The organism is Pedobacter sp. ok626 (assembly GCF_900100435.1).
In the GTDB taxonomy this organism is placed as follows: Bacteria; Bacteroidota; Bacteroidia; order Sphingobacteriales; family Sphingobacteriaceae; genus Pedobacter.
Map to the genome: position 1 here is coordinate 44,865 of NZ_FNEX01000017.1, position 25,916 is coordinate 70,780.

Consider the following 25,916-nt stretch of genomic DNA (forward strand, 5'->3'; position numbering starts at 1 on the left):
TCTTCTATTAAAATGTTATACCAAGCCCTAAACCTATCTCTCTTTTTCTTGGATACTGTCCGTTGTCCAATCCCGGTTTAAGCACACTGTTTTGTTTTACTTCCGGATCAAACCCTGTATAATTTGTCCAAGTCAAAAGGTTATTGCCGTAAACATACAAGTTGAAGTTTTGTAAGCGGTATCGCTCAATCAGCTTTCTTGGTAGTTGATAACCAAGGCGAACATTTTGCAAACGGATAAATGAACCATCCTCCAGATAATAATCATTGGTTTTCCGCACGTTATCAGCTGCTTTATCTCCACCTATATATGAATCTGTAATTTGCCCAGGATATTTATACATATTCAGGATAAAATAAGGCTCTGGCGTCGTATTACTGATCGCAAAAGATGCTGTATTTCTTCTGTTATCATTGTAAATACTGTTACCAAAATTTCCATAAAGAGAAATTGCTACAGAAAAACCTTTATAAGTAAAGTTATTGGTCCAACCTAAGCTCCATCTTGGCTGTCCAAAACCAGTTACGATCTTATCTTCATTACCAATGTTACCGTTTAAATTGCCATTTGCATCGGGTTGGTTTTGCCAAATTACATCGCCACCCTTCGAAATGTTACCATTTGTAGTCAACTGTTTAGGCGTTCCACTATATGGTGTACCGTCTGGATACGTATAGCCAGTTAAAATTGCCTGCATGTTCTTTCCAACAATTACATTACCCTGTCCATCCTTTTGGAATTGCGGAATCAATCTTGTTTTGTAATCATCGGTATAAGCGTTTGACTGATCGTATTGATAAATACCCAGATATTTATATCCAAAAAAGTTACCCGCTTCTTTACCCTCAGCTACGATCCAATTGTCATCTACATAATCACCGCCTGGCAAGCTTAGAATTTTGTTTCTTACCCTAGACCAGTTGATGGATGTTTGCCAGCTAAAGTCTTTAGTTTGGATTGGATATCCAGAAACCATTAATTCAATACCTTTATTTTGAAGGGATCCAGCATTGATTACCGCTTTGTTAGGGAAACCTACCTCCAATGGAAGCGGTGCCTCATACAACAAATCTTTGGTTCTTTTAACATAGTAATCTCCTATAAAACTTAATTTCCCATCAAAGAAGGTCAAATCTAAACCTATGTTTGATTGCGTAGTCTCTTCCCATTTCAAGCTGCTGTTACCCAACCTGGTATTGGTACGGACACCACTTACCCCATTGTAATAATAAGTACCAAAAATAAACTGCTGAACGGCATCAAAATCGCCAATCTCCTGATTACCCGTAATACCCCAGCTAGCTCTAACTTTAGCATCTGTTAATATCTTTTTGGACCATTTCATGAAATTCTCATCACTGAACCTCCACCCAACAGATGCAGCAGGGAAATAACCCCATTTATTTTCCTGACCAAACACAGATGAACCGTCTCTTCTTAAAGTCGCGTTCAATAAATAACGACCTTTATAGTCATATCCTACTCTGGTAAAGAAACCTACTAGCGCAGAACCGCCTTCTCTCGAATAAATATCACTTAGGTTCAACTCGCCGGCAGCATTTAAAGTATGCACATTTTCGCTTACAAACCGCTTACCTGAAATGTTGATCTCTTCAAGCGAGTTCTTTTCCAAATTCATACCCAACAATGCACTAAGATTATGGTCCTTTGCAATAGTTTTTTTATAGTTTAATACCGCATTTCCTTGTGCTCTTATTGGAAGTTTAGTCTCATCGGCACCGGAACTAGCCGGATTAGTCCCTGTTTCCAACAATTTAGAATTGAACGTGGTATGCCTCAAAAGTTGAACGTCAGCCGATGCATCTGCATGGAAATTTAAGTCCTTAGTGAAGGAATAGTCAAAACCTTGAAAAATAACCGCTCTGTAAGTAGTGGTTAGATTTTCACGAAGATATGCCTCTGCAATAGGATTTTTTCTTCCTCCATTGTCATAAAGATACTCCCCACTGGGCAAAAACAGCGTTTGTTGCGGCCCACGTTGTAGCGCCTGCTGTATTACTTTCCCCTCATTGATATTGTTCTTGTTTTGGTAACTAAAACTAAGCTGTGTTGATAACCTCGCTTTTTTAGATGGCTGATATTTTAAATTGGTCCGCATGGTTGCTCGCTTATTAAAACTAGCCAATATAATCCCCTGCTCATCCAGATACTGTAAACTGTTAAAGTAATTCAATTTTGGTGTTCCCCCACTCATCGACACATCATACTGATTACGAATAGCGGTTTGCGTAATCAAGGATTGATAATCATTATCCGCATTTTTATTATAAGCTGTAGAATCATCCGGATGTGGATCAAGACTAATCTTACTTCTTTGGTCAAACATTTGCCTTTGCAAACGGTTTGATTGAGGAATGTGACGTGAAAGACTACTGTAACTTCTCAAGTAATCAACATTAATTCGCGGCTTACCGTCCTCCCCCTGTTTCGTTGTTATCAAAATAACACCATTTGCGGAACGAGAACCATAAATAGCTCCAGACGCTGCATCCTTGAGAATCTCGATAGACAGTACATCTTTCGGGTTAATTGACATGATATTCTTCATTGGCACCCCATCCACTACATATAATGGCTTAACTCCATTATCAGATAGCGTAGACATTCCACGAATGGTTATATCACTTTCATCACCCGGAGCACCGCTGCCTGTCATTACCCTAACACCCGGCGCAGCACCCTGTATAGCATCAAAAATAGATATCGGTTGCTTTTCTTCAATCGCTTTTGCCGTAATTGAGCTAATTGCACCTGTTACATCTCTTTTCTTTTGCGTTCCGTAACCTACTACGATTACTTCATCTAAGTCAGATAAAGAAGGAATCAATTTGGGGCTGATGGAACGTCGGGCGCCAACAACTTCCTCTTTTGTGTCAAAACCAATATAGGTAAACACCAATACGGACTCAGCGTTGGGTACTGTAATCGAATACTTACCCTCGTTATTTGTCTGTGCGGCAGTTTTTGTACCCTTCACCAGCACGCTTACTCCAGGAATCCCATCGCCCTTATCGTCGGTCACAGTCCCTGAAACCTTGATTGTCTGAGCATATAGTGACGCTGTTGTAAACAGAATCGCAAACACACTCATTACTATTTTTAGTATAGTTTTTTTCATATTTATTCTTTAAAATAAAGCTGTGTCTATTTAAAATAAAATTTTGGAGAAGTTCGTCTCCTCGTATAATCATATAAATTATACTTCCTCGTCACAATCGTTACTTTAATAACAATTTTTTCTAACGAGGGCATCTATCAAAAATGCGCCTAGTGGGGATTTAAACTTAGATTTGTCATAATTGCATGGTTGGTTTAATAAATATTATTTTGGTTTATGCAATTGAAGAAAAATAAGATGAAGATTGCTTAATCAAATTAGCCTACTTGTGTCTCATTTTGGCATACTAAACAAAATAAGCGCTATGCTTGCCAATCTTTAGTAATAGCCCTTTCCTTATGTACACGGGAACATTCATTTTTTAATCCGCTCCATAAATCCTATTTTTAGCAATTCATTCATCGTCAACAGAATTGAGGGAACAAACACCACATACGGCATATTCATTTGAAGAATTGTTTAAGGACAATTATGCCAAATTATGTCATTTTGCGATTCAGTTTTTAAAAGACGACGATGCTGCCAAAGACATTGTTCAAGAGGTTTTCGTAACCTACTGGAATATGGATGAAAGGCCCGCACATCATACCTCGTCTGTAAATGCGTTTTTATATGCCTCGGTTCGAAACGCATGTCTGAATAAGTTACGCAGACAAAAACTGGAACATGGCTTTTTAAACGATCAGGAGTCCGATCCGTCTGAGGATGCAGTAGCCTTAAACTCGATGATAAGGTCGGAAGTGCTCGCAGAATTGCATAAGGTCATCACTACTTTACCAGACAATTGCCAAAAAATCTTCCGTATGGGGTATTTAGAAGGTTTAAAAAACCCTCAAATTGCCGCTGAACTAGGCCTTAGCATTAATACCGTTAAAACTCAGAAAAAACGCGGCTTACAGTTATTAAAAGTGCGTTTAAATCCAGATTTGTTTGCTATTATTTCAGTGTTTCTGCTGAAATAATCAAATTATTTAAAAATAATTCAACTTTCTTTCACCCACTTTCATTTTTCAAGTTTCTTATAGGTATCTATGGAAATGCACAACAATTTTAAACGTACATCAGAGCTTATTATTAAGTTTCTAAAAAACGAGCTCTCTGACAAGGAGAAAGCAGAATTTGAACTATGGCTCAAGGCTTTCCCTGAAAACAAAGTGCTTGTTGAATCCTTTCGAAATACAGAGAAGGTGCAGCAAGAAGTCAACTATTTAAACGCGGTAGATGTCAACAATGGTTGGGAAGAGCTCTCGAAACAAATTGGTCAAACGCCAGCAAAAAGATTAGCATGGACTAAAATAATACAATACAGTGCCGCAGCGATATTGATCATTAGCGTTGGCATAGGTGTTTATATTTATAGCGCGCAATTTAAATCTAAGAGGATTAGTGAAATAGCCCAAGTTCAGGATATTATGCCAGGGAGTAAAAAGGCAGTACTTGAGTTGGCCGACGGATCGGTTATTGATCTAAGCGAAGCAAATCTCCAATTAGACGCTAAAGATGATAATGCAGCAATCGATATTAAAAATGGTGTTCTAGCCTTTAGCGCCAATGGAAAAATCAACAAGAGCGATGGCTATAACATCTTGAGAACGCCAAAAGCTGGAGAATATAAAATGATGTTGCCGGATGGAAGTCTGGTATGGTTAAATGCCGCATCGTCCTTACGTTTCCCTACTAGTTTCAACAAGCATGAACGACGGGTGGAACTTACTGGTGAAGCTTACTTTGAAGTTGCACACAATAAAGCCCTCCCATTTATTGTCAGCTTCAACAAAACTGAAGTAGAAGTCTTGGGAACTCATTTCAATATCAGCTCTTACCAAACCTATAGTAAGACTACGCTAATTGAAGGGGCCATTAAGGTTTCTGAAGGAAGAAACCAACGCCTGATAAAACCAGGGGAACAAGCATTTACCTATGACGGACACCTAACGGTTCGCGCAGTAGACACCTACAAATCAACAGCCTGGAAAGAGGGGGTATTTTACTTTAAGGATGACCGGATCAAGGATATTCTGGATGAGGTTTCCAGATGGTATGATGTAGACATTGTTTATAATGGAGAACCAAACCGAAAAAGATACAGTGGCACTATACGAAGACAAGCAACTTTAAGTCAGGTTTTGGAAATGCTAAAAACCGTTAGCAATACAGAGTATCACCTAAAAGACAAAACCGTAACCGTAGACATTAATAAATAAAAACTAAACCCCAAACCACATGAAATAAACTTTTACTAGCCCCAAAAACTTAAGAGCAGACATAAAAAATCCGGAAACACTGCAAATGTTCCCGGACAAAGCGTGTGGCTGGACTTATTTGATCGCTATCTAATTCAACCAATTTTTCAAAACCAACACATACAAAAATATGAAACAAATCCTTCTCGGCAAGTGTGCGAGAAAATGTAGGTCATTTAATAGAAAACTACTATTAGTTATGAGGTTAACTATTTTCTTATTAACAATTGGCTGCCTGGCTGCACAAGCTTCAGGATATGCCCAAAAAGTAAACTTATCAGTGCATAATGCAGATATGGAAAGCGTGTGCGTAGCTATTAAAAAGCAAACAGGCTTCTTTTTTTTGTATGATGCTGATGTACTAAAAAAGTCAGGAAAGGTTAGCCTGGAATTAAAAAATGTAGATCTAAGAGATGCATTACAACGATTAACAACAGGAAAAGCGCTAGACTATAAAATCATAGACCAAACAGTAATTATTTCTGAAGCGAGAGCAAATACGAGTCAAGAGGAAATCCTTATCAAAGGAACTGTTAAATCAAAGGACGGTACCGGCCAATCTGACATGGCACTTCCAGGTGTAGTGATTACCATAAAAGGCACAAAGAAAGCTGTGGCGACTAATAGCGATGGAGCTTATTCTATCCAGGCACCTGCCAATGGCACTCTAGTTTTCTCTATGGTAGGCTACGGAACTAAAGAAGTACCTATCAATGGAAATAAGAAAATTGATATAGTAATGATGGAAACAGCCAGTGATCTTAATGAAGTTATCGTTACAGCATATGGTACATCCGAGAGAAAAGAGAACCAAATTGGTAGCGCTTTCTTAGTAACCAGTAAAGATCTGGAACGAAAACCATTAGATAGAATTGATAAATTATTGGAAGGTATCGTTCCTGGCTTACAATATGAAGTACAGGATCAAACCACAAGTAGCAGCAGATCAAGGTATCAAACAAGGATACGAGGCGAAGCATCTTTTGGTGCATCTAATGAGCCATTATGGGTTTTAGATGGAATTCCTCTAAATACGGGGAATCAAACCAACGCGATTCTTGGGGTAAATACGAGTATCAGTCCATTAACTTATTTAAACCCAAGTGACATTGAATCTGTAGTCGTATTAAAAGATGCAACAGCAACTTCAATTTATGGGGCAGATGGATCAAATGGAGTTATCTTAATTACAACCAAAAAAGGTAAATCCGGAAAAAAATCACTGAACTATAGTTTTAGAACCGGACTGAACTTAATCAATAATAATCGGTTTCAAGTACTTAACGCGGATGAATACAGGGAACTATACACTGAATCGTATAAGAACAATACAGCGTTAGACCAATCTGAATTACCTACTTTAAGCACAACCAATACCGATTGGTATGATGAATTTTTCCGGACAGGGGTAACCACTACACACAATCTATCCTTCTCAGGAACGCATAAAAACACCAGGTATTATATCTCTGGTGGCTATTATGATGAAAAACAGATTATGATCAAAAATCAAGTCCAAAGACTTTCGGCCAGGATTAACTTAGATCAAAAAATTAATAAATCCATCGATCTCTTTTTTAGGCTAGGTGTTTCCAGAAATATTAACGACATGTTTAATCCAGGCAACAGTTACTACATCAATAGACCAATAGACAGCCCTTACCAGCCAGATGGGTCTTATGTAGCCGCATTTTACAATAAGCTACGAGAAGCGACCTATGACGATAACACCCAAAAAGCAAATGCGATTAACGGAAATATTGGCGGTACTATTAAGATTTTACCAGGACTTAGCTTTACAAGTACCAATGGAATAGACTATACCAAAATCAAAGAGAACATTTACGGTTCTATGTTTTCTTTCAGCAACAAGGACGAGGGAAAAGCGACATTTGCAAAAAGCAGGTCTTTCAACTGGAATAGCCAACAACGCTTAAATTTCGATAAAACTATCAACCAGCATGATTTCTCAGTACTTCTTGGTGCCGAAGCAAGAAGTGACGATAGGGCGTCGAATCAACTAATGGGAATAGGATTTGAGAACGATGAGATTCGTGATCCAAATTATGCGATCAGAATCACTCCAACTTTTTCAGGGGAAGAGAAGACAGGCATTTCATATTATGGTCAATTCAGGTACACCTTATCCAAAAAATACAGTTTATTAGGCAGTTTCCGTAGAGATGGCAATTCTGATTTTGGTTCTGACGTAAAATGGGCAACATTCAATTCCGTTGGTGCATCATGGACCATTAGCAATGAAGATTTTTGGAAGATTAAACAAATTGATTTTGCCAAAATTAAATTAAGCTACGGCACCAACGGTAATTCACGAATGGGCTCGTACAAAGCGAAAGGAATTTATAATCTAAATGTAATCGGCAGTGGTTACAATGGAGCTGATGGCGCCATAATGGCTTCTGGCGAAAACCCTGTATTATCCTGGGAAACTACCTATATCATAAATGGAGGGATTAGTCTAGGCTTGTTTAAAAGAATATCCCTAGATCTGGATATTTACAGAAATACCACCAAGGGAATGCTGGATGAAGTTGATGTTACACGCACTACCGGTTTTACGAGTATCGACCAAAACATTGGATCGGTAAGAAATAGTGGAATTGAAATGAATTTAGTCACCCAAAATATCCAGAATAAAGACTTTCAGTGGTCATCAACTTTTAACATTGCGCGCAATACCAACAAAATACTAAAACTATATAACGGTAATACTAAAGTATTAGACAAGACCATCAGAGAAGTCGGAAAAGACGCAAGCACCTATTATTTAGTACGCTGGGCAGGTGTAGATCCACGAGATGGTGGCCCACTTTGGTACGATGCCAGTGGTAACCTCACCAAAGCATTTGATTTGACCAACCGAGTGACGGTAGGTTCATCAACCCCAGATTTTTTTGGCGGTATGACCAATACTTTTCAGTATAAAGCCTTCACGTTATCGGCTTTGTTGGTTTACAATGTTGGTGGCTACGCTTTCAGTACATTACAGCGTGATTCTGAATCCGACGGCCGTAATCTTGCCGACAATAATCAGTCTGCTAACCAACTAGACCGTTGGAAAGAGCCTGGAGATTTAAGCAATATACCTAAAACCGTATTGGGTGCCAATGAAAACAATGGACGTAACTCTACTCGTTTTTTACATAAAAAAACCAATTTACGTTTAACCAATGTTAGTATGAATTACAATTTACCGAAGCAGTTAATCAAACGTATTCATCTGGACGGTGCAAGTGTTTACTTACAAGCAGACAATGTTGGCTTCTGGACGCCATACTCCAGCAAATCGGATCGTAACGATTACAAAAACTCATTCAACCCATACCCACAACCACTTGTACTTTCATTTGGTCTAAATGTTAGTTTATAAAAGAAAATGTGATGAAAAAAATTAGCTATACTTTAACCCTGCTTATCCTTGTGTGTTTCACATCGACTTCCTGTAAAAAGTTCTTAGAAAAAGAGCCCTTTGGAAAAACAGGAAAAAACACTTTATTTGAAACCGTAAATGGCGCTAAACTGGCAATTAACGGATCATATAACGTAATACTCAATTATTATAAAAATGAATTTGGCATGTATGCCGATGTGGCTTCTGATAATGTGATTCGTGGAACTAGTGCTACGGTTATGTTGCCACAGTTTAATTTCCAAAGTGCAATCGGTGATGACGCCTTTGCCGTTGGACATATCTGGCTAAACATTTATGAAGCTTTAAACAATGTTAACAATGTTTTAAATGCGATTCCTGAACTAAAAACAAAATTCCCGGACCAAACAAAGACACTCGATTCCCTTGCCGGACAGGGTTTGGTTATGCGGGCATTGTGTCACTTCGATTTGAGCAGAGTTTATGCACAACCATATAATTATACAATAGATGCCTCACACTTAGGCGTGCCTGTACTCACTAAAACACCTAGTCCAGGGGAACAAGTTGCCAGAAAAACAATGAAGCAAACCTACGAACAGATTCTTTTAGATCTTAACAATGCTTTGCCATTATTACAGCAACATGCAAATCATACTACCCATGCTGCTATTACCTATCAGGCTGCCTTGGCGCTGCTATCTCGCGTTTACCTATATCAGGGAGATTGGGAAAAAAGTATAGCCAATGCAAACCTGGTTATTAATGACAATCGTTATCACCTTGCAAATGCAGTCGATTATAAATCTGTATTTCTTTTAGGTGCTAACGACAGTACCAAACCGGAAAGTATTTTCGAGCTAACCAATGACGGGCTTACAAGTCCTTCATCAAGCATCTACACTGCATTTTCTGACACGACCAATGCCTCTTATATCATTTCTTCAAAAACAAAATTATTATTTGATGATGAGGATATCCGCTTAAAGAACATGTTTCTTACTCCTAAAACCGGAAACAATAAAGGACGATTAATTACCACCAAATATGCAGATGGAACAGTAAGCGCCCTTAGGCCACCCCTCATACAGGTTATCCGTTTATCAGAACTTTACTTAAATCGTGCAGAAGCCAAATGGAACTTACAGAAATATGGTGAAGCAGCAGAAGATTTACGCATCATTTCTCAAAGGGCTCACCCAACCAAAACAATCACCATCACCTATGGCTCAAGTTTAGACCTATACAAACAAATCGCCGATGAAAGGAACCGTGAATTTTGCTTTGAAGGCCAGCGCTTGTTTGACCTTATAAGGCGTAAAGAAAACCTGACTCGAAGTTCAGATTGTAATGCCACTGTATGTAGCCTTACTTACCCTAACGACAAATTTATTTTACCGATACCTGGTAAAGAGGCTGAAGCAAACAAAGCAATTATTCAAAATCCTGGCTTTAACTAATTAAGACAATGAAACACATCATAACATATTTCTTGGCCTCTGCCTTTTTATTAACAATATTCCTTATGCCTTCATGTTCTAAGGAGAGTGTGCCCTACGACACCCCATTTATCCATATCAATTTTGAAAACAAAAGTGTAATTGACGTACTAAGTAACCGTAAGGATACGGTAAATTATATGGTTTACCTTAGCTCACAGTTATTATTTGAACCTGTTGATGTTCAATATGAAATTAAACTTGGCGATGGCCTTCAGGAGGGGCGTGATTTTGTGCTTTTAAACAAGACTAATACGCTTACTTTTCCACAAGGAATCTTTGAACGCCCTATTCGTATTGCCTGGAAGGATATTCCTGTAGACCCAGCAAAGGACAACCGTCTCACCATAAGTTTAATCAGCAACAGTAAAAATTTCATCCTTGGTTTTCCAGGCCCTGATCAGCTTCAAAAACAATTGGTGATCACAAAAAAATAAATAGCAAGGATGAGGAAGAGAATAAATATAATGGTGTTGTTGCTGACTGGACTCGGATTTTTCAATTCCAAGAGCTATGCACAGCAATTACAGCAAGATCCTAACCTGGTAAAAGGGAAACTTAAAAACGGTTTCAGCTATTACATCTATAAAAGCGACAAAACGAAAGGCAACTCCGTATTAAGGTTGTTTTTAAATGCCGGCTCATTACAGGAGGAGACCGACCAGCAAGGCTTGGCCCACTTTATAGAACACATGGCATTTAACGGGACCAAACATTATTCAAAAAATGATGTGATTCAGTTTCTGGAATCCAAAGGTGTAAAATTTGGTGCAGACCTGAATGCACATACAAGCTTTGATGAAACCGTTTACAAAATCAGTATCAATACTGAAGATGAGAAAAACCTGGAAAAATCTATTGACATTATGGCCGACTGGGCCTTTGGAGTAACTTTTGACAGTCACGAAATAGACAAAGAGCGCGGAGTAGTAATTGAAGAATGGCGCAGTAAACAGGGTGCCGCAAACCGTTTAAGAGAACAGTACTTACCAGTGTTGTTTAATAAATCAAGATATGCAGAGCGCTTGCCTATTGGTAAAGTCGATATCTTGAAAAGCTTTAAGCGCCAAACCATTGTTGACTTTTACGAGAAATGGTACCGTCCGGATCTAATGTCCATAGCCATTGTAACCGACATCGATCCTAAAAAAGTAGAGTCTTATATCAAAAACGAGTTTAACCAGTATAAGGCTAAAAGTAAAGCACCAAGACTTTATTATGAATTGCCTCAACATAGGGATACTTTGTTTTCAATCCTTACAGATAAAGAAGCCAATGCCATCGAGCTGAGTGTTTTCAACAAGATCAAAGCATTCAGTGGCATTAAAACCGAACAGGATTACAAAGAGCAGCTGACCAGAACATTTTTCAATGCACTAGCCAAAAGTCGCTTTAGTAGAATATCACAATTACAAAACGACTTCAAAGAAGGTAGTGTCTCTGTCAGTAATATAGTGTTAAAAAATGGCATTGTCTCAGGTGGAGCATCATTGTATCATGATAAAATTAAAGAAGGAATCTCCCAGTATTTAACCGAGGCACAGCGAATTTTCCGTTATGGCTTTACCAGCGATGAGGTAAAGAAATATAGAGATGAATACATTGCTGCAATTAAACGTTCTATTAATGCCGAAGACAAAACACAAGCTGAAGCTTATGTAAACGAAATTCATGATGTGTTTTATAATGGTAGCACGATGCTGGCAAAAACAGAACGGAACAGGCTTTCCTTAAAATATGCAGTGCAGATTGATTCGCTTACTATTTTGAATTTCTTAAAATCAGTAAACAAACCAGGCAATACGGTGGTACTACTTACAGCTCCTGAAAAGGACAAAGCAAATCTACCTAGTCAAGCTAAGCTAGGAGCCATGTTTGCGAAAGCAGCTGCCGAGCAAGTTGCTCCATGGTCGGATCAGATTACCGTTCCCACTACATTGCTCGCACAGGAACCATCTGCAGGAAAAGTTGTTAAAGAAGAGCTCCTTTCACCTATTGGCACGACCAAATGGACTTTATCAAACGGCACCATTGTATACCTAAAACCTACTGCAGAGCGGAAGAACTATATTTCCTTATCTGGTTTTAGGAAAGGTGGTATCTATGCACTTGATTCTTCACAGTATGTAACAGCACAATTTGTTAAACCAGTAACCGGTTTAAGCGGGGCTGGTGATTTTAGCCGCCGTGCCTTGACTCAATTCCTTACAGGAAACTCAGCTTCCGCTACATTGGTTCTTTCGAGTTCAAGGGAAGGGGTCGTAAGTAGTGCTGACTGGAAAGACGCTAAAACTATGTTTCAGTTGATGTACCTGAAATGGATGTACCCAAATGCCGATCCAGTAACCTTTGAACAAGCAAAACGTCAATCACTGGAACAGCTTGAAAACAATAAACTCTCTCCAAGTTACGCCTACACCAAAGCCATTAGCGAATTGTTAAAAGGGGATGATGATTATGCATCAGAGATGTCTGCGGAGCGACTCAATAAAGAGGCGCATTTAAAAGATATTTTACCCATTTTCAAAAGCCGTTTTGGTTCTGCAAAAGACTTTCAATTTGTAATTGTTGGAGGCTTTAACCTGGACAGTATCAAACCTTTTATAGAACAATATATTGGTGGTCTACCAGCCGGAGATTACAACAATAAGTTTGAATACAAAGGCCCGGTAGGTGGCAATTCTGCGAAAGACATATTGGTTTATGCAGGAGCCGCTCCAAAAAGCACAGTAAACCTTTTCCACCAAAGTAATAAGGTAAACTATGACTACCCGGAAATCTTGGTGCAAACCATGTTACAGGAGGTTTTAAAAGTAAAACTACGCCTAAACCTTCGCGAGGAAAACTCAGGTGTATATGGCGTAGGTGTATCTGTTTCGGCAACAAACGTTCCTTCCCCATTGATCCGTGCAAGAATCTCTTTCAGTTGCGCACCTGAATCAGCGGAATTCCTAATCAAACAAGCCCAGATTGAAGTTAAAAAAGTTGCCGAGAATCCTAATTATTTTGCCAGCGACCTGAACAACATTAAGGTACAGCAAATTGACGGATACAAAAAGCAGGCAGATAAAAACCTGTTTTGGAGCTCAGCCCTAAGAAACCAGTTTTACTTTGGTTTTAAGAACTACAGCTATTTCAATGATTTCGAAAATATGATCAATAAAATCACTCCGGCAATAATTGCTGATTACGCTAAAAAGTATTTGATAGATACTCCTGGTATAAAAGCGGTATTAATGCCTGAAAATTTTAAGACACTAAACTAATTGTTATGAAGACTATTAAAACTATTACAACCCTACTCCTGCTTATTGCGGTTGGCCTTAGTAGCAGTTGTAAAAAAGACCAAGTAATGTACGGCAAAGGATTTGAAACTTTCAAATTCATTGTTAAAGATGCATTAAACGTAGAAACAGAATATCCAGGCGTAATCTCGGGTGATGAAATTATAGTAGCACTCCCAACTGAAATTGATGTTACTCATCTAAAAGCCAGCTTTACGATAGATAACCCACGTACAATTGTACAAGTTAATACTAAAGTACAAGAATCGGGTATATCCGAACAGGATTTTAGTCAACCTGTATCGTATAAAGTAAAAGCTGAAGACAAAAGCACAAGAAGTTATTCAGTTCGGATAGAGAAGAAGATTGCCCTTCAATCTTTCGGATTCTTTAAGGCCGATAACCCTGTTCTTGAAGAAGATTATCAGGCCGTAATCAGAGGCTTAACTATTGACATTTCCGTTCACGAAACCATTGATTTAACAAAATTGGTAGCAAGGTTTCAAACTACAACTGGATCTACCTTAAAAGTAGGCGCCATAACCCAGGAAAGCAAAGTAACACCAAATAATTTCGGAAATCCTGTGGTATATACCTTTACGGACACAGGCTTACCAGCCCCACTAAACTTTAACGTACAACTTTCCTTTATAGGTCCGAAATGGTGGATGATTGGGGATAAAAGTATGATCACTTCTACTACTAACGGCTTAAAAATGGCCATTCATCCATTTACTAAATACCCATATATTGTTTATAATAGGACAGGAAAAGATGAAAAAGGTGTTGATTTGCCAGATACGGAAAAAAAGGTAGCCGTAATTAGCTACACCGGAACAGACTGGAAATACCTTGGCCTAGCCTCGGGAATTTCGGAAACCAGGGCTGACCTCACCAATATCGCATTTGATGATGAAGGAACACCGTATGTTGGTTACAAAGATTACTTTGGTACTGAACAGAAGGCAACAGTATTAAAGTTTGTAAATGATACATGGACCAGTGTCGGCGATAAAAATTTCAGTCCTATGAGAGTGGATAAATTCTCATTCACCGTTGGCGAAAACAATCAGCCTATGATAGGAGCCTCTACATTCACTGCGATTCCAGGTTTTGCTAAACGTGCCATTTATGTGAGTAATTTTACAGCTGGACAGTGGGCTAATATTACTCCTGCAGTAGCTAGCCCGTTAATTGGAGGAGTTCAGGTATTTAAAGGTTTGGATGGAAAAACATACATGGCAGTTTTAGATAGGAATTCGAGTTTGAGTATGTATAAATTCCAGAACAATACTTGGAATGCTATTGGCCCGGTAGGTTTTAGAACTTCAGATAATTTACCAGCCTTCACTACTGTTATTGGAGCGGCGAGTGCAGCAGGAGAAGTCTATATAGGTTATCAAACTGTTATTTCCAGTGAACGAATTAACCGTATCCTTAAATTCAATAAAGCTACATCATTGTGGGAAGAACTAGGCTCAGCAGGCAATAGTCAAGGAACCGAGAAATATGCGTTGGCTATAGATCCAAAAGGAAAACTATACTTTGCTTTTGCCAATAACTTCGGTTTATATGTAAAAACCTTTAATGATGAGACTAAAAACTGGAACAATCAAAGGCTAGTGGTATCTGGCACTATCGACGAGTTTGATATGCAAGTCTCAGCAGATGGAATTCCCTACATTGTGGTAAGGACCGCTGCAGATAAGAAAACTGCTGTTTACAAATACACAATAACGAAATAGCATCTGAAACTATTCATTTAATTCTACAACCGAACCCCGAATGAACCCATAAAATATATGATCATTCGGGGTTCAATTTTTCATCTTCAATTTACAAGCCATATGAAACAACTAAGTTTCCTCATTCTTATACTTACATCCTTCTCTCTACACGCCCAAACCACTGCATCCGGTTACATATTTGCTGATGCAAACGGAAACGGCAAAAGAGATAAAACAGAAAAAGGTATCCCTAACGTCTCTGTAACCAACGGACAAGAAGTTGTGCTCAGCAACAGCAAAGGTTTTTACCAGTTACCCGTTAGCAACGACAACATCATTAGCGTAATTAAACCAACTGGTTATCAGGTGCCGCTAAATACCGACAATCTGCCCCAATATTATTACATCCATAAGCCACAAGGCTCACCAATTTTAAAATACAAAGGAGTATCACCTACAGGCCCTCTACCAAAATCTATAGATTTTGCTTTAAAACCATCAACAGAAAAAAACAGCTATACCGCTTTGATTTTTGGTGATCCACAGGTGTATAACCAGGAGCAGATAGATTACTTTGTACGTGATGTGATTACGGAAGTGGAAGGTATTAAAGACGTGTCGTTTGGCATCAGTATGGGCGATGAAGTTGGCGACAAGCTTGATCTGTTCCCGGCATATACTGCCGCAGTAAAACGTGTGGGCATTCCTTGGTACAATATGATGGGTAACCACGATCTAAATGCAGATGCACCAACAGATTCGTTATCTGATGAATCTTTTGAAGCTCATTTTGGCCCCACCACTTATGCATTCAATTATGGAAAAGTACATTTCATTGTACTCGATGATGTACAATATCCTGACCCACGTGACGGACATGGCTATTACGGCGGATTAAGGGAGGATCAACTGAAATTTGTAGAAAATGATCTGAAACATGTCCCTAAGGACTACTTGATTGTAATCACAATGCATATTCCCTTGAGTGAACCAGAATTCCTCTTCAGTTCAGCTACCAGGAAAAGATTATTCAATGCCATTAAGGATTTCCCCAATACACTCTCAATCTCCGCACATACCCATATGCAGCGTCAGGATTTCTATGTAAAAAGCACAGAATGGTTGCAGGATAAACCACACCATCATTTTAATATCGGAACCGCTTCGGGTGATTTTTACTCCGGTCTCAGCGACAAAAACGGAACCCCTATTTCAACTATGCGTGATGGAACACCAAAAGGCTACGGATTTATTCATTTTAAGGGAAACCAATATATAATAGATTATAAAGTGGCCGGTAAAGATGCTGCAGAGCAAATGAGAATTACCGCCCCCGAAAAACTTAAAAAGAACAGTGATTCCCTAGCCTATGTCTATGTGAATTTTTACACCGGTAGTAAAAACGACAAAGTACAATATCGGATAGATAACAGCCAGTGGAAAGACTTGGAACAAAGCATCGAATTTGATCCATTTTATATTGCAGAGGTAGCAACATGGAAATCCATAACCGATAAAAAACAAAAAGCAAGAAGGCCGTCTAACCCTGCAAAAAGCACGCACTTGTGGAAAGGGCCAATTGCAACCGACCTATCCACTGGCGAGCATATTGTAGAAGTAAAAGCTACTGATATGTTTAACCGACCCTTTACACAAAAACGCAGTTTTGTGATTACGGAGTAATTAATAAAGCGGGGGTATAACAAGTACTTGTACCCTCGCTCTTTTAAAACAATCCCAACAAATCCTTTTTGGAAAGTGTCTTATAGATTGATGTTTCCGTTTTGATCAGATCATCTACCAAATCCTTCTTGGTATCTTGTAACTTCATGATCTTATCTTCAATCGTATCCGGACAAATTAACCGTACGGCAACCACATTCTTTTCCTGCCCTATTCGGTAAGTACGATCAATAGCTTGATTTTCTACTGCTGGATTCCACCACGGATCTACGATATAAACATAATCGGCCTTAGTCAAATTTAATCCCACCCCACCGGCTTTCAAACTAATCAAGAACACTCGTACCTCAGGATTATCTTGAAATGAAGCCACCGCTCCAGCTCTATTTCTGGTTTGTCCGGTTAGGTACTCATGGGCAATCCCTCGTTCATAAAGCTCCTTCCTGATCAAGTCAAGCATCCCTACAAACTGCGAGAAAACCAATATCTTATGATTTGGCGATTTATTTTCAATCTGCTCCAGCAATGTTTCCATTTTAGATGATGCATTGCCATAAAACTTATCATCCTTTAACAATTCGGCAGAGTTACAAATTTGTCTCAATCTCGTGATGCCCTGCAAAATATGCATACTACTTTTCTGCAATTCATCTTCAGCAACACCTGCTATATAATCTTTGATGTCCTGTACCGCAGCCTCATACACCTCTCGCTGCTCTGTACCCATTTCGCAATAAATCACCATTTCCGTTTTATCCGGCAATTCCTTCGCTACCTGCTCTTTAGTCCTCCGCAAAATAAAAGGGCTAATCCTTTGCTGCAATTCCTTTGCACGCTTCGTCTCCTTAAATTGATCAATAGGCACAGAATACAATTCTTTAAACTGCTGCTTGCTCCCCAGTAAGCCCGGACAGGCAAACGACAACTGACCATATAAATCAAAAGTGTTGTTCTCTATGGGAGTACCTGTTAAAGCTACTTTATTCCGCGACTGCAAAAGCCGTACAGCTTTATATCGCTGCGAATCTGGGTTTTTAATCGTTTGCGACTCATCTAAAAACACATAATTAAACCGGTAGCCCTTCAAAAAGTTGATGTCAGCCAATAACGTCCCATAAGAAGTAAGGATAAGTTCATACTGATCAAATTCATGACTATTTTTCAACCTGTCGGCACCATAAATGGTCCGTATTTTAATAGAAGGGGCAAATTTTGCAACCTCGGCCTGCCAGTTAAAAATTAAAGAAGCTGGCACAACAACCAGATTGGTGTTATGTGTCGATTTTTCCCTTTGAGTAAGTATAAAAGCAATGATTTGGATGGTTTTACCCAATCCCATATCATCAGCCAAACAAGCCCCGAAGTTAAAATCATCCAGGAAGTTAAGCCAGTTTACCCCATCGTGCTGATATCCCCGTAACTCTGCATTTAAAGTATCTGGTATTCTTACAGGAGTTATACTTTCCGGCCCAGATAGCTTTCCACGGTACATCGCCAGCTGGTCTTTTACCGCCTCATCAAAAAGTTGCTCTTCGTACAACTCAGCGATCATATTGTAATTGATCTTATGTGTATGTATCGTATCATCAACCACCTCTCCGGCACTAAAGTAACTGGTAAATTTCTCTACCCACTCATCCGGCAAAATCCCCATCGTTCCATCATCCAGCTTGATAAATTTACTCTTGTTACGGATAGACTTATGCAGGTGCTTCAAAGAGATCGCCTCCCCGTTATACTCAACCTTTGCGACCGTCTCAAACCAATCTATACCACTAATCACCTTGATGGATATGTCAGCTTTAAACTGGCTCAGATTATTATTATTCAGCTTATTGAAACCCATAATCGTAATGCCCTTACTGCGCCATGCCTCAAAAGCATCCAAAAACCATCCTATATCGAGAAAATGTTTACGGTGCATATAAAAGCAATCCATTTTCATTTCCTCATCCAATTGCTCTTCAAAAAAAGGATGTTGTTTCGCAATATTGGATACAAATTGCAGCTCTTGCTCTTCGTCTCTGCGCAATTTAAATGTATTCCCATACTTATCCTTCCCAATGATCTGTTTTCGGGAAAGTACCGGAATTTCGGTGTTACTGTAACGCATTACAGGGGTAATCAATACAAAATCTTCCGACTCGGATAAATAAATCAGTTGCTCGTTTTCCAGATCGTAACCCTTTTCTTCGATCTGTGTTTTTGTAGCTGGTTTTAAATAAGAGTAATTGATTTTAACTTTCTCTTCCAATTTTGAAAGGATAGTCTCATAAAACTCATCAAACTTCGACTTATGAATCAGCATCTTATCATAATGCTTTTTAAAGAAATCGATTACCCGTAAAAAAGCAGGATTGTCAATCAGGTATAAGTCGTTATCTAATCGAATAAAATAATGATGCTTAATCACAAGGTCTTCAATAGCTAGCGATTGTCCTTCCAATAATAATTTACCCGACACCTCGTAAAAATCACCCTTTTCATTAACTGACAATATCAGATCGATACCTAGTATTTTAAGTTTTACCCGGCTGATGGAACTCGCAGATATATTAGGCGACACCTTACTATCGTGCATATAGATATCCAACCCCAATGGATTTTTAGCCAAGGCCTTTAAGCCTTCCAGATCAGATTCGGAAGCCTCTGCATTATAATTATTCTGAAACTTTAATATCCCGTTCAGGAATTTCAATTCACTACTATTTTCTGATCGCCAAATCAAGTCTGATGGATCAACAGCTTTTAAAGGATTCTTTATTTTACCATCCTTACTCGCAAAACCTTCATAAAGAGATACGGTTAGGTGACTATAAAACCGATGCTGACTAAAAACAACTATCGTTTTTACATCCTTCTTAATTAAACCTCCGGATGCTGATAAAGGCCATTCTTTAGTAGGTAATAAAGCCTCACCCAATTCTTGCTTTGTTCTTTTGTTAATTGGAAATAACGCCTTCACTTTAGGGCCAATCTCCAGAGCACCCTTTACATAATCGATCTGGAAATGATCATCCAGGTGCCGCTCATTTTCCAATCCATAGTCAACGGCAAACTCTTTCAGTTTTTTATACCTCAGGTTTTCATCAAAAAATAAGCGGAGCGGTTGCCGGTTCATGATGTTATATAATACTTTAGCCTGATATTCACATAGTCCATTGTTAGCCGACATGCAGGAGCAAGACAGCATTACACGATCTCTGGTTTGAGTAATGGTAACCACCTGAGTAGTCATAGAGACCGCGGTATCACTAAAGACAGCAAAGTTCACAGCAATCTCTCTAGGCGAAAGTTCGTAAAAGCCCTTCACTCCTGTATCCGTACCAACTTTACTGTGTTTTAATATCTCTGATATGGTTAATCCCGAAATGCTAAAATTCGCTAAAGTATAATCATGTGTTAGGGCATTGATTTCTTTCTCCACCTGCAATTCTTAATGTACTCAATAAAAAACCTAAAATAAGCTACGATCCTTCTAAATCGATTTAATAATCTGTTTATTTGTATATAGTAAACAAACACACACAAATATAAACTTCATTGTTATGCTACTGAGTATTTTAAACTCCATTTTTTGCATTGCCTTTATTTTATTCGCTTATGTGAACCTAAATGATAGTGATTTCTGGCTTTGGGTACCAATTTATATGATTGCATCCATCTGTTGTGGATTTGCCGTATTTAATCATTTCTACCCTACCGTGTACCTTGCAGCCATATCCTTCTATATCGTTTATGCTGTAATTTTATTTTTTGTTAAGGATGGCGTCCGCGACTGGATACTGCGGTATAAAAGGCCAAGTCTGGTAGAAAGCATGCAGGCCACAAAACCTTATATAGAGAAAACTAGAGAATTTTTCGGCTTGCTGATCATTAGTGGAGCACTGGCAATTAACTATTTTTTTTGTGGCTGTTAACTAGAAAACTATGCCGATAATAGATATAAAAAATTTGCCTGAACTTTTCCAGAAAATCATTAAACGAAACCTAAGCAGCGATGCCTGGGATTGGCTTCAAAAAAAGAGCGATTTAATAAAGACAGAAGAAAGATCAATGCAATTAAATCTGAGCTTTTCTATGCTTCCGCGACAAACGGGGCGGGATATTATTGAGCTAACAAACGATGAAACAGCAGAGTTCAACCTATCAGGAATGGAGCTTAACGACTGGACAATCGACAAGTTGTGTCGCGTTTGGCTTTTAATGCAAATCCCGGAAGGCGACAAAGAAAACTACTTAAGAAAGATTAATGGGTTGTTTGCTACCGCAGAGATGAATGAGCAAGTAGCTTTATATGCCGCCCTTCCCTTTTATTGTTACCCAGAAGAATGGATTGCAAGATGCGAAGAGGGAATAAGAAGTAATATTGGAACTGTATTAGAAGCCATTATGTACCACAATCCCTACCCGGCCAAATTCCTGTCCACACCTTCATGGAACCAACTGGTCCTAAAAGCCTTTTTTACGGATAAAGACGTAAGCAAAATCTACAGACTTTACGAAAGAGCAAACCCCGCATTGTCCGAAACCTTGCTGGATTATGTACAGGAGCGCCTGGCTGCGCATAGAACCGTAGCGCCAGAGATTTATCAATTGACACAACAAATGAACCCCCAAATATAAAATGAACTATGTGCTGTAACGAAAATTTTGAGGAAAGAAACAAGGGAGAGAAAATACAAACTACCCTCGACCTGAACGACATCAGCGGGATGAAGTTCTTTGATCCGCATGTACACATGACTTCCCGAACTACGGATGATTATCAGGCCATGGCCGATGCCGGTATTGTTGCCCTGATAGAACCTGCCTTTTGGCTTGGACAACCACGAACTGGTGTAGATAGCTTTACCGACTATTACAGTAGCCTCATCGGTTGGGAAAGATTCAGGTCTTCGCAATTTGGCATTAAACACTATTGTACCATAGGATTAAATTCTCGTGAAGCCAACAACGAAAAACTGGCCGAACAAGTCATGGAAATCTTGCCACAGTTTATTTTTAAGGACGGTGTAGTCGGTATTGGCGAAATCGGTTTTGATGATCAGACACCTGCTGAGGAGAAATATTATCGCTTACAACTAGACCTAGCCTTAGAAGCTGGACTTCCGGTACAAATTCATACCCCGCACCGCGACAAGAAAAAAGGAACACAACGGAGCATGGACATTGCCATTGAACAAGGTTTGTCTCCACACATGGTCATCGTAGACCATAACAATGAGGAAACGGTAAAAGAAGTGCTCGACAGAGGCTTTTGGGCAGCCTTCACCATTTACCCTTTTACAAAAATGGGAAATGAACGTATGGTCGAAGTGGTTAAACAATATGGATCGGAAAGAATCATGATCAATTCAGCAGCCGATTGGGGCATTAGCGATCCTTTGGCTATTCCTAAAACCGCCGCATTAATGAAAAGATCGGGCATCAGCCTGGCCGATATTGAGCTGGTTACCTATCGCAATGCCATTACCGCATTTGCACAAAGTGGACAGATTAATGAAGATGACTTTACTACGGTTAAAAATATAGATCAGAGTCAGAAGTTTGCCAGCAACTCCATCTTACGAGGTGGTCAACAACCAAGAATAGACAAGAATTCAATCATCATTTCATAAGCAGACCATGAAAAAACTATTGGGTTACCTGAGGCTAATGCGTCCGGCCAATGTAATTACGGCTGTCGCCGATGTAATGGCAGGAATAGCCATTGCAGGTTATTTTGTACAACTGGCCCCTGGAACTTTCGGATGGGGCACTGGCCCAGAGATTTCTTTCCTCCCGATTATCCTGTTGTGTATTTCCACCATTGGGCTTTACAGTGGTGGGATTATCCTCAATGATGTTTTTGACGCGGAACTGGATGCCAAAGAGCGTCCGGAACGCCCGATTCCAAGCGGACTGATCTCCAAAAAGGCAGCAACAATTTTCGGCGGTATCTTTTTCTTTATCGGCATTTTTGCAGCGGGACTTTATAATTCAAACTCTCAATACCTTGCTGTTGCTATTATGGTTAGCGCCCTGATTTATAATAAATTCTTAAAACACAATGCCATTTTCGGCCCTCTAAATATGGGCCTGTGCCGTGGTTTAAATCTCCTATTAGGTATCAGTATTATTCCTACAGCCATACAACAGTGGTGGTTCTTAGCCATTATACCGATCATTTATATCGCTGCGATCACCATGATCAGCAGAGGAGAAGTACACGGTGGCAGTAAAAAAACACTTTACTTTGCTGCACTGCTTTATACCGTTGTTATTGCTGCCATTTTGGTCGTTGCACAATCCAAGGGCAACTTCCTCTCCGCGCTTATTTTTATAGTTCCCTTTACCTTGATGATCTTTACGCCCTTACTTATAGCCATCCAATTTCCAGTTGGTAAAAACATAGGGAAAGCCGTAAAATCAGGAGTTATCGCCTTAATATTAATGAATGCATCCTGGGCCGCAGCCTTTGGTGTATGGAACGTTGCTATATTTATCGTGATTTTATTACCCATATCCATACTATTAGGCAAAGCTTTTGCCGTTACTTAGTTCGCATTTTTATGAGTTATTTAGAACAGTCTTTTAGTGTCAAATTTGACTACAAAATATATTTCACCAATTCCCTTTTAGAAAGCACAAATACACTACTTGCCGACTTTTTCAAAGGAAGACCAGCAGAAGGAAGCCAAAAAATATTCTTTGTTATTGATGAAGGTGTAGCAATCGCGCACCCAAATCTGACCAACGATATCAAAGCCTATTTTGAGTTACACCGCCAGGTAAACCTGATTAACGACATCATGATCGTTCCGGGTGGTGAGGCTTCAAAAAACGACACAAGTCTATTTGATCAGCTGGTTGATGCCGTAGATGTTCATGGCATAGACAGGCACTCCTACATCGCGGCCATTGGCGGAGGTGCTGTATTGGATCTGGCCGGGTATGCTGCCGCTGTATCGCACAGAGGGATTAAACACATCCGCATTCCTACCACCGTATTGTCTCAAAACGACTCTGGAATTGGCGTTAAAAATGGCATCAATTATAAAGGAAAGAAAAACTTTCTGGGCACATTTGCCCCGCCTACAGCCGTATTTAATGACGAACAATTTTTACATACCTTAAGCGACAGGGATTATCGTTCAGGCATTTCCGAAGCTATAAAAGTCGCCCTCATTAAAGACCCAGCATTTTTTTACTGGATAGAAGATCATGCGGATGAGCTGGCTACAAGGCATACAGATAGTATGAACTACCTGATTAAACATTGTGCAAAACTACATCTTGACCATATTGCAGGTACAGATCCCTTTGAAACCGGATCGGCACGACCATTAGATTTTGGCCATTGGAGTGCGCATAAACAGGAACAACTTAGTCAATTTACGGTTCTCCATGGCGAAGCTGTAGCAATGGGGATCGCACTTGACAGTACATATTCTTTCTTGGCAGGCTTGTTAACCGAAGATAAATTGAAACGAATACTAACTGTATTATTACGACTATCTTTCGAAATCACAGATCCTATTATCCAGATCAACAATACGCAATCACCTATCTTAAAGGGATTAACAGAATTTCAGGAACATTTGGGTGGCAAACTAACAATTACACTGTTAACAGATCTAGGCACAGGCAAAGAAGTATATGAGATGAATCATCAACTACTCATTAAAGCAAGTGAGTATGTAGCCGATTTTGCAAAAAACAACCTGGTTTTAAACTCCATAAATCACTAGCATGAAAGTAAACACAGGCCATTTAACCTATTGTACAAACATTCATGCAGGCAAAAACTGGGAAGAAGATTTTAATGCCCTAAAGCAAAACTTCCCTGTTATAAAACAAACAATTGTTCCAAATCAACCTTTAGGTCTCGGCTTAAGACTTTCTAATGAAGCCAGTCGCGAATTGAGAAATGAGGATGCTTTACAGCAATTTAAACAATGGCTAACAGAAAATGATGCCTATGTTTTTACCATGAATGGGTTTCCTTATGGGGATTTTCATCACACCGTTGTAAAAGAACATGTACATAGCCCAGACTGGACGACCAATGATCGGGTAGATTATACGATACGACTGTTTCACATCCTGAAGGCTTTACTACCAGAAGGCATGGACGGGGGCATTTCGACCTCTCCCCTTAGTTACCGCCATTGGTTTAAAAATGAGATAGATTTTAACACTGCAAAAAAGGCAGCTACACTAAATATCATAACCGTAATTGGCCTATTGATAACCATTCATCACGAAACCGGACAGCTATTGCATCTTGACATAGAGCCTGAACCAGATGGGATATTGGAAACGGGAAGAGAATTTATCGATTGGTTTGAAAATGATCTTTTGGTTTTAGGTGCCCCAGTCCTCGCAGAACAATTTAACATCTCAACGGAGGACGCCACAGATCACATAAAAAAACACCTCTGCCTTTGTTACGATGTTTGCCATTTTGCTATCGGTTACGAAAACCATAAAGCAGTACTAACCGAACTGGAACAAAAAGGAATTGGTGTTGGCAAAATTCAGATCAGCGCCGCACTAAAGGCAGATCTACAGGGATCTTTAACAGAAAAAGCAGCCATAAAAAACAGCTTCTCCTCATTTAATGAATCTACCTATCTACATCAGGTAGTCGCCCTAAAAAAGGATGGCTCATTAATCAGATACCCAGATTTACCACAAGCCCTTGAAGATTTTGATCACGAAAATATTGAACAATGGCGCTCGCATTTTCATGTCCCCATATCAATCAAAGAAATCGGATTGCTACAATCTACACAGGATGACATTACCACCCTGCTGGAGCTTCAAAAACGCAAACCTTTTACCAAGCACCTGGAAGTAGAAACCTACACCTGGGAGGTATTACCTGAACAATTAAAATTACCAATTGCCCAATCGATCAGCAATGAGTTAAACTGGGTGATTGATACCCTGGCATAGATACAAT

General features: G+C 39.3%; 16 protein-coding genes. 14 read left to right on the forward strand and 2 right to left on the reverse strand.

Annotated features, from left to right (window positions below; translation table 11 throughout):
• Window positions 1–7: 7 nt before the first annotated feature.
• Window positions 8–3,139, reverse strand: coding sequence for a SusC/RagA family TonB-linked outer membrane protein (locus BLS35_RS21300; RefSeq protein WP_090785313.1), 3,132 nt, complete (start codon window positions 3,137–3,139; stop codon window positions 8–10).
• A gap of 413 nt (window positions 3,140–3,552) precedes the next feature.
• On the opposite strand from BLS35_RS21300, the gene BLS35_RS21305 reads away from it, so the two are divergent.
• The 8 genes from BLS35_RS21305 (at window position 3,553) to BLS35_RS21340 (ending at window position 16,966) form a co-directional block, all read left to right on the forward strand.
• The gene (locus BLS35_RS21305) at window positions 3,553–4,101 is read left to right on the forward strand and encodes an RNA polymerase sigma-70 factor (RefSeq protein WP_165973367.1); all 549 of its coding nucleotides are present in this window, start codon (window positions 3,553–3,555) and stop codon (window positions 4,099–4,101) included.
• A gap of 69 nt (window positions 4,102–4,170) precedes the next feature.
• A complete protein-coding gene (locus BLS35_RS21310; RefSeq protein ID WP_090785317.1) occupies window positions 4,171–5,343 on the forward strand; it encodes a FecR family protein in 1,173 nt (390 codons plus the stop codon).
• 238 nt (window positions 5,344–5,581) lie between these two features.
• A complete protein-coding gene (locus BLS35_RS21315; protein ID WP_165973368.1) occupies window positions 5,582–8,773 on the forward strand; it encodes a SusC/RagA family TonB-linked outer membrane protein in 3,192 nt (1,063 codons plus the stop codon).
• A gap of 11 nt (window positions 8,774–8,784) precedes the next feature.
• The gene (locus BLS35_RS21320; protein ID WP_090785321.1) at window positions 8,785–10,233 is read left to right on the forward strand and encodes a RagB/SusD family nutrient uptake outer membrane protein; all 1,449 of its coding nucleotides are present in this window, start codon (window positions 8,785–8,787) and stop codon (window positions 10,231–10,233) included.
• Between the two features lie 8 nt (window positions 10,234–10,241).
• Complete coding sequence (locus tag BLS35_RS21325; protein ID WP_090785323.1) at window positions 10,242–10,709, forward strand: hypothetical protein; 468 nt, start codon at window positions 10,242–10,244, stop codon at window positions 10,707–10,709.
• Between the two features lie 9 nt (window positions 10,710–10,718).
• A complete protein-coding gene (locus tag BLS35_RS21330) occupies window positions 10,719–13,538 on the forward strand; it encodes a M16 family metallopeptidase (protein ID WP_254779019.1) in 2,820 nt (939 codons plus the stop codon).
• 5 nt (window positions 13,539–13,543) lie between these two features.
• Window positions 13,544–15,301 carry a hypothetical protein gene (locus BLS35_RS21335; protein ID WP_090785332.1) on the forward strand — a complete coding sequence of 586 codons (1,758 nt, stop codon included), beginning with the start codon at window positions 13,544–13,546 and terminating at the stop codon, window positions 15,299–15,301.
• Between the two features lie 102 nt (window positions 15,302–15,403).
• Window positions 15,404–16,966 (forward strand): calcineurin-like phosphoesterase C-terminal domain-containing protein, encoded by a 1,563-nt coding sequence (locus tag BLS35_RS21340; protein ID WP_090785334.1) that lies wholly within the window; start codon window positions 15,404–15,406, stop codon window positions 16,964–16,966.
• A 43-nt stretch (window positions 16,967–17,009) separates the two neighbouring features.
• On the opposite strand, the gene BLS35_RS21345 is transcribed toward BLS35_RS21340, so the two are convergent.
• Complete coding sequence (locus BLS35_RS21345) at window positions 17,010–20,393, reverse strand: DEAD/DEAH box helicase (protein WP_254779021.1); 3,384 nt, start codon at window positions 20,391–20,393, stop codon at window positions 17,010–17,012.
• Window positions 20,394–20,514: 121 nt separating this feature from the next.
• Between BLS35_RS21345 and BLS35_RS21350 the strand changes: the two genes are divergently transcribed.
• The 6 genes from BLS35_RS21350 to eboE are packed head-to-tail and all read left to right on the forward strand — an operon-like array spanning window position 20,515 to window position 25,909.
• Complete coding sequence (locus tag BLS35_RS21350; protein WP_090785338.1) at window positions 20,515–20,886, forward strand: transmembrane 220 family protein; 372 nt, start codon at window positions 20,515–20,517, stop codon at window positions 20,884–20,886.
• A gap of 10 nt (window positions 20,887–20,896) precedes the next feature.
• Window positions 20,897–21,592, forward strand: coding sequence for an EboA domain-containing protein (locus tag BLS35_RS21355; protein ID WP_090785340.1), 696 nt, complete (start codon window positions 20,897–20,899; stop codon window positions 21,590–21,592).
• Between the two features lie 8 nt (window positions 21,593–21,600).
• Complete coding sequence (locus BLS35_RS21360) at window positions 21,601–22,587, forward strand: TatD family hydrolase (protein ID WP_090785342.1); 987 nt, start codon at window positions 21,601–21,603, stop codon at window positions 22,585–22,587.
• 7 nt (window positions 22,588–22,594) lie between these two features.
• Window positions 22,595–23,509 (forward strand): UbiA-like protein EboC, encoded by a 915-nt coding sequence (eboC, locus tag BLS35_RS21365; RefSeq protein WP_090785344.1) that lies wholly within the window; start codon window positions 22,595–22,597, stop codon window positions 23,507–23,509.
• Between the two features lie 11 nt (window positions 23,510–23,520).
• Window positions 23,521–24,699: a 3-dehydroquinate synthase gene (locus BLS35_RS21370; protein WP_090785347.1), complete on the forward strand. Its 1,179-nt coding sequence runs from the start codon at window positions 23,521–23,523 to the stop codon at window positions 24,697–24,699.
• A gap of 1 nt (window position 24,700) precedes the next feature.
• On the forward strand, window positions 24,701–25,909 hold the full coding sequence (gene eboE / locus BLS35_RS21375; RefSeq protein WP_090785350.1) for a metabolite traffic protein EboE: 1,209 nt from the start codon (window positions 24,701–24,703) through the stop codon (window positions 25,907–25,909).
• Window positions 25,910–25,916 lie beyond the last annotated feature (7 nt).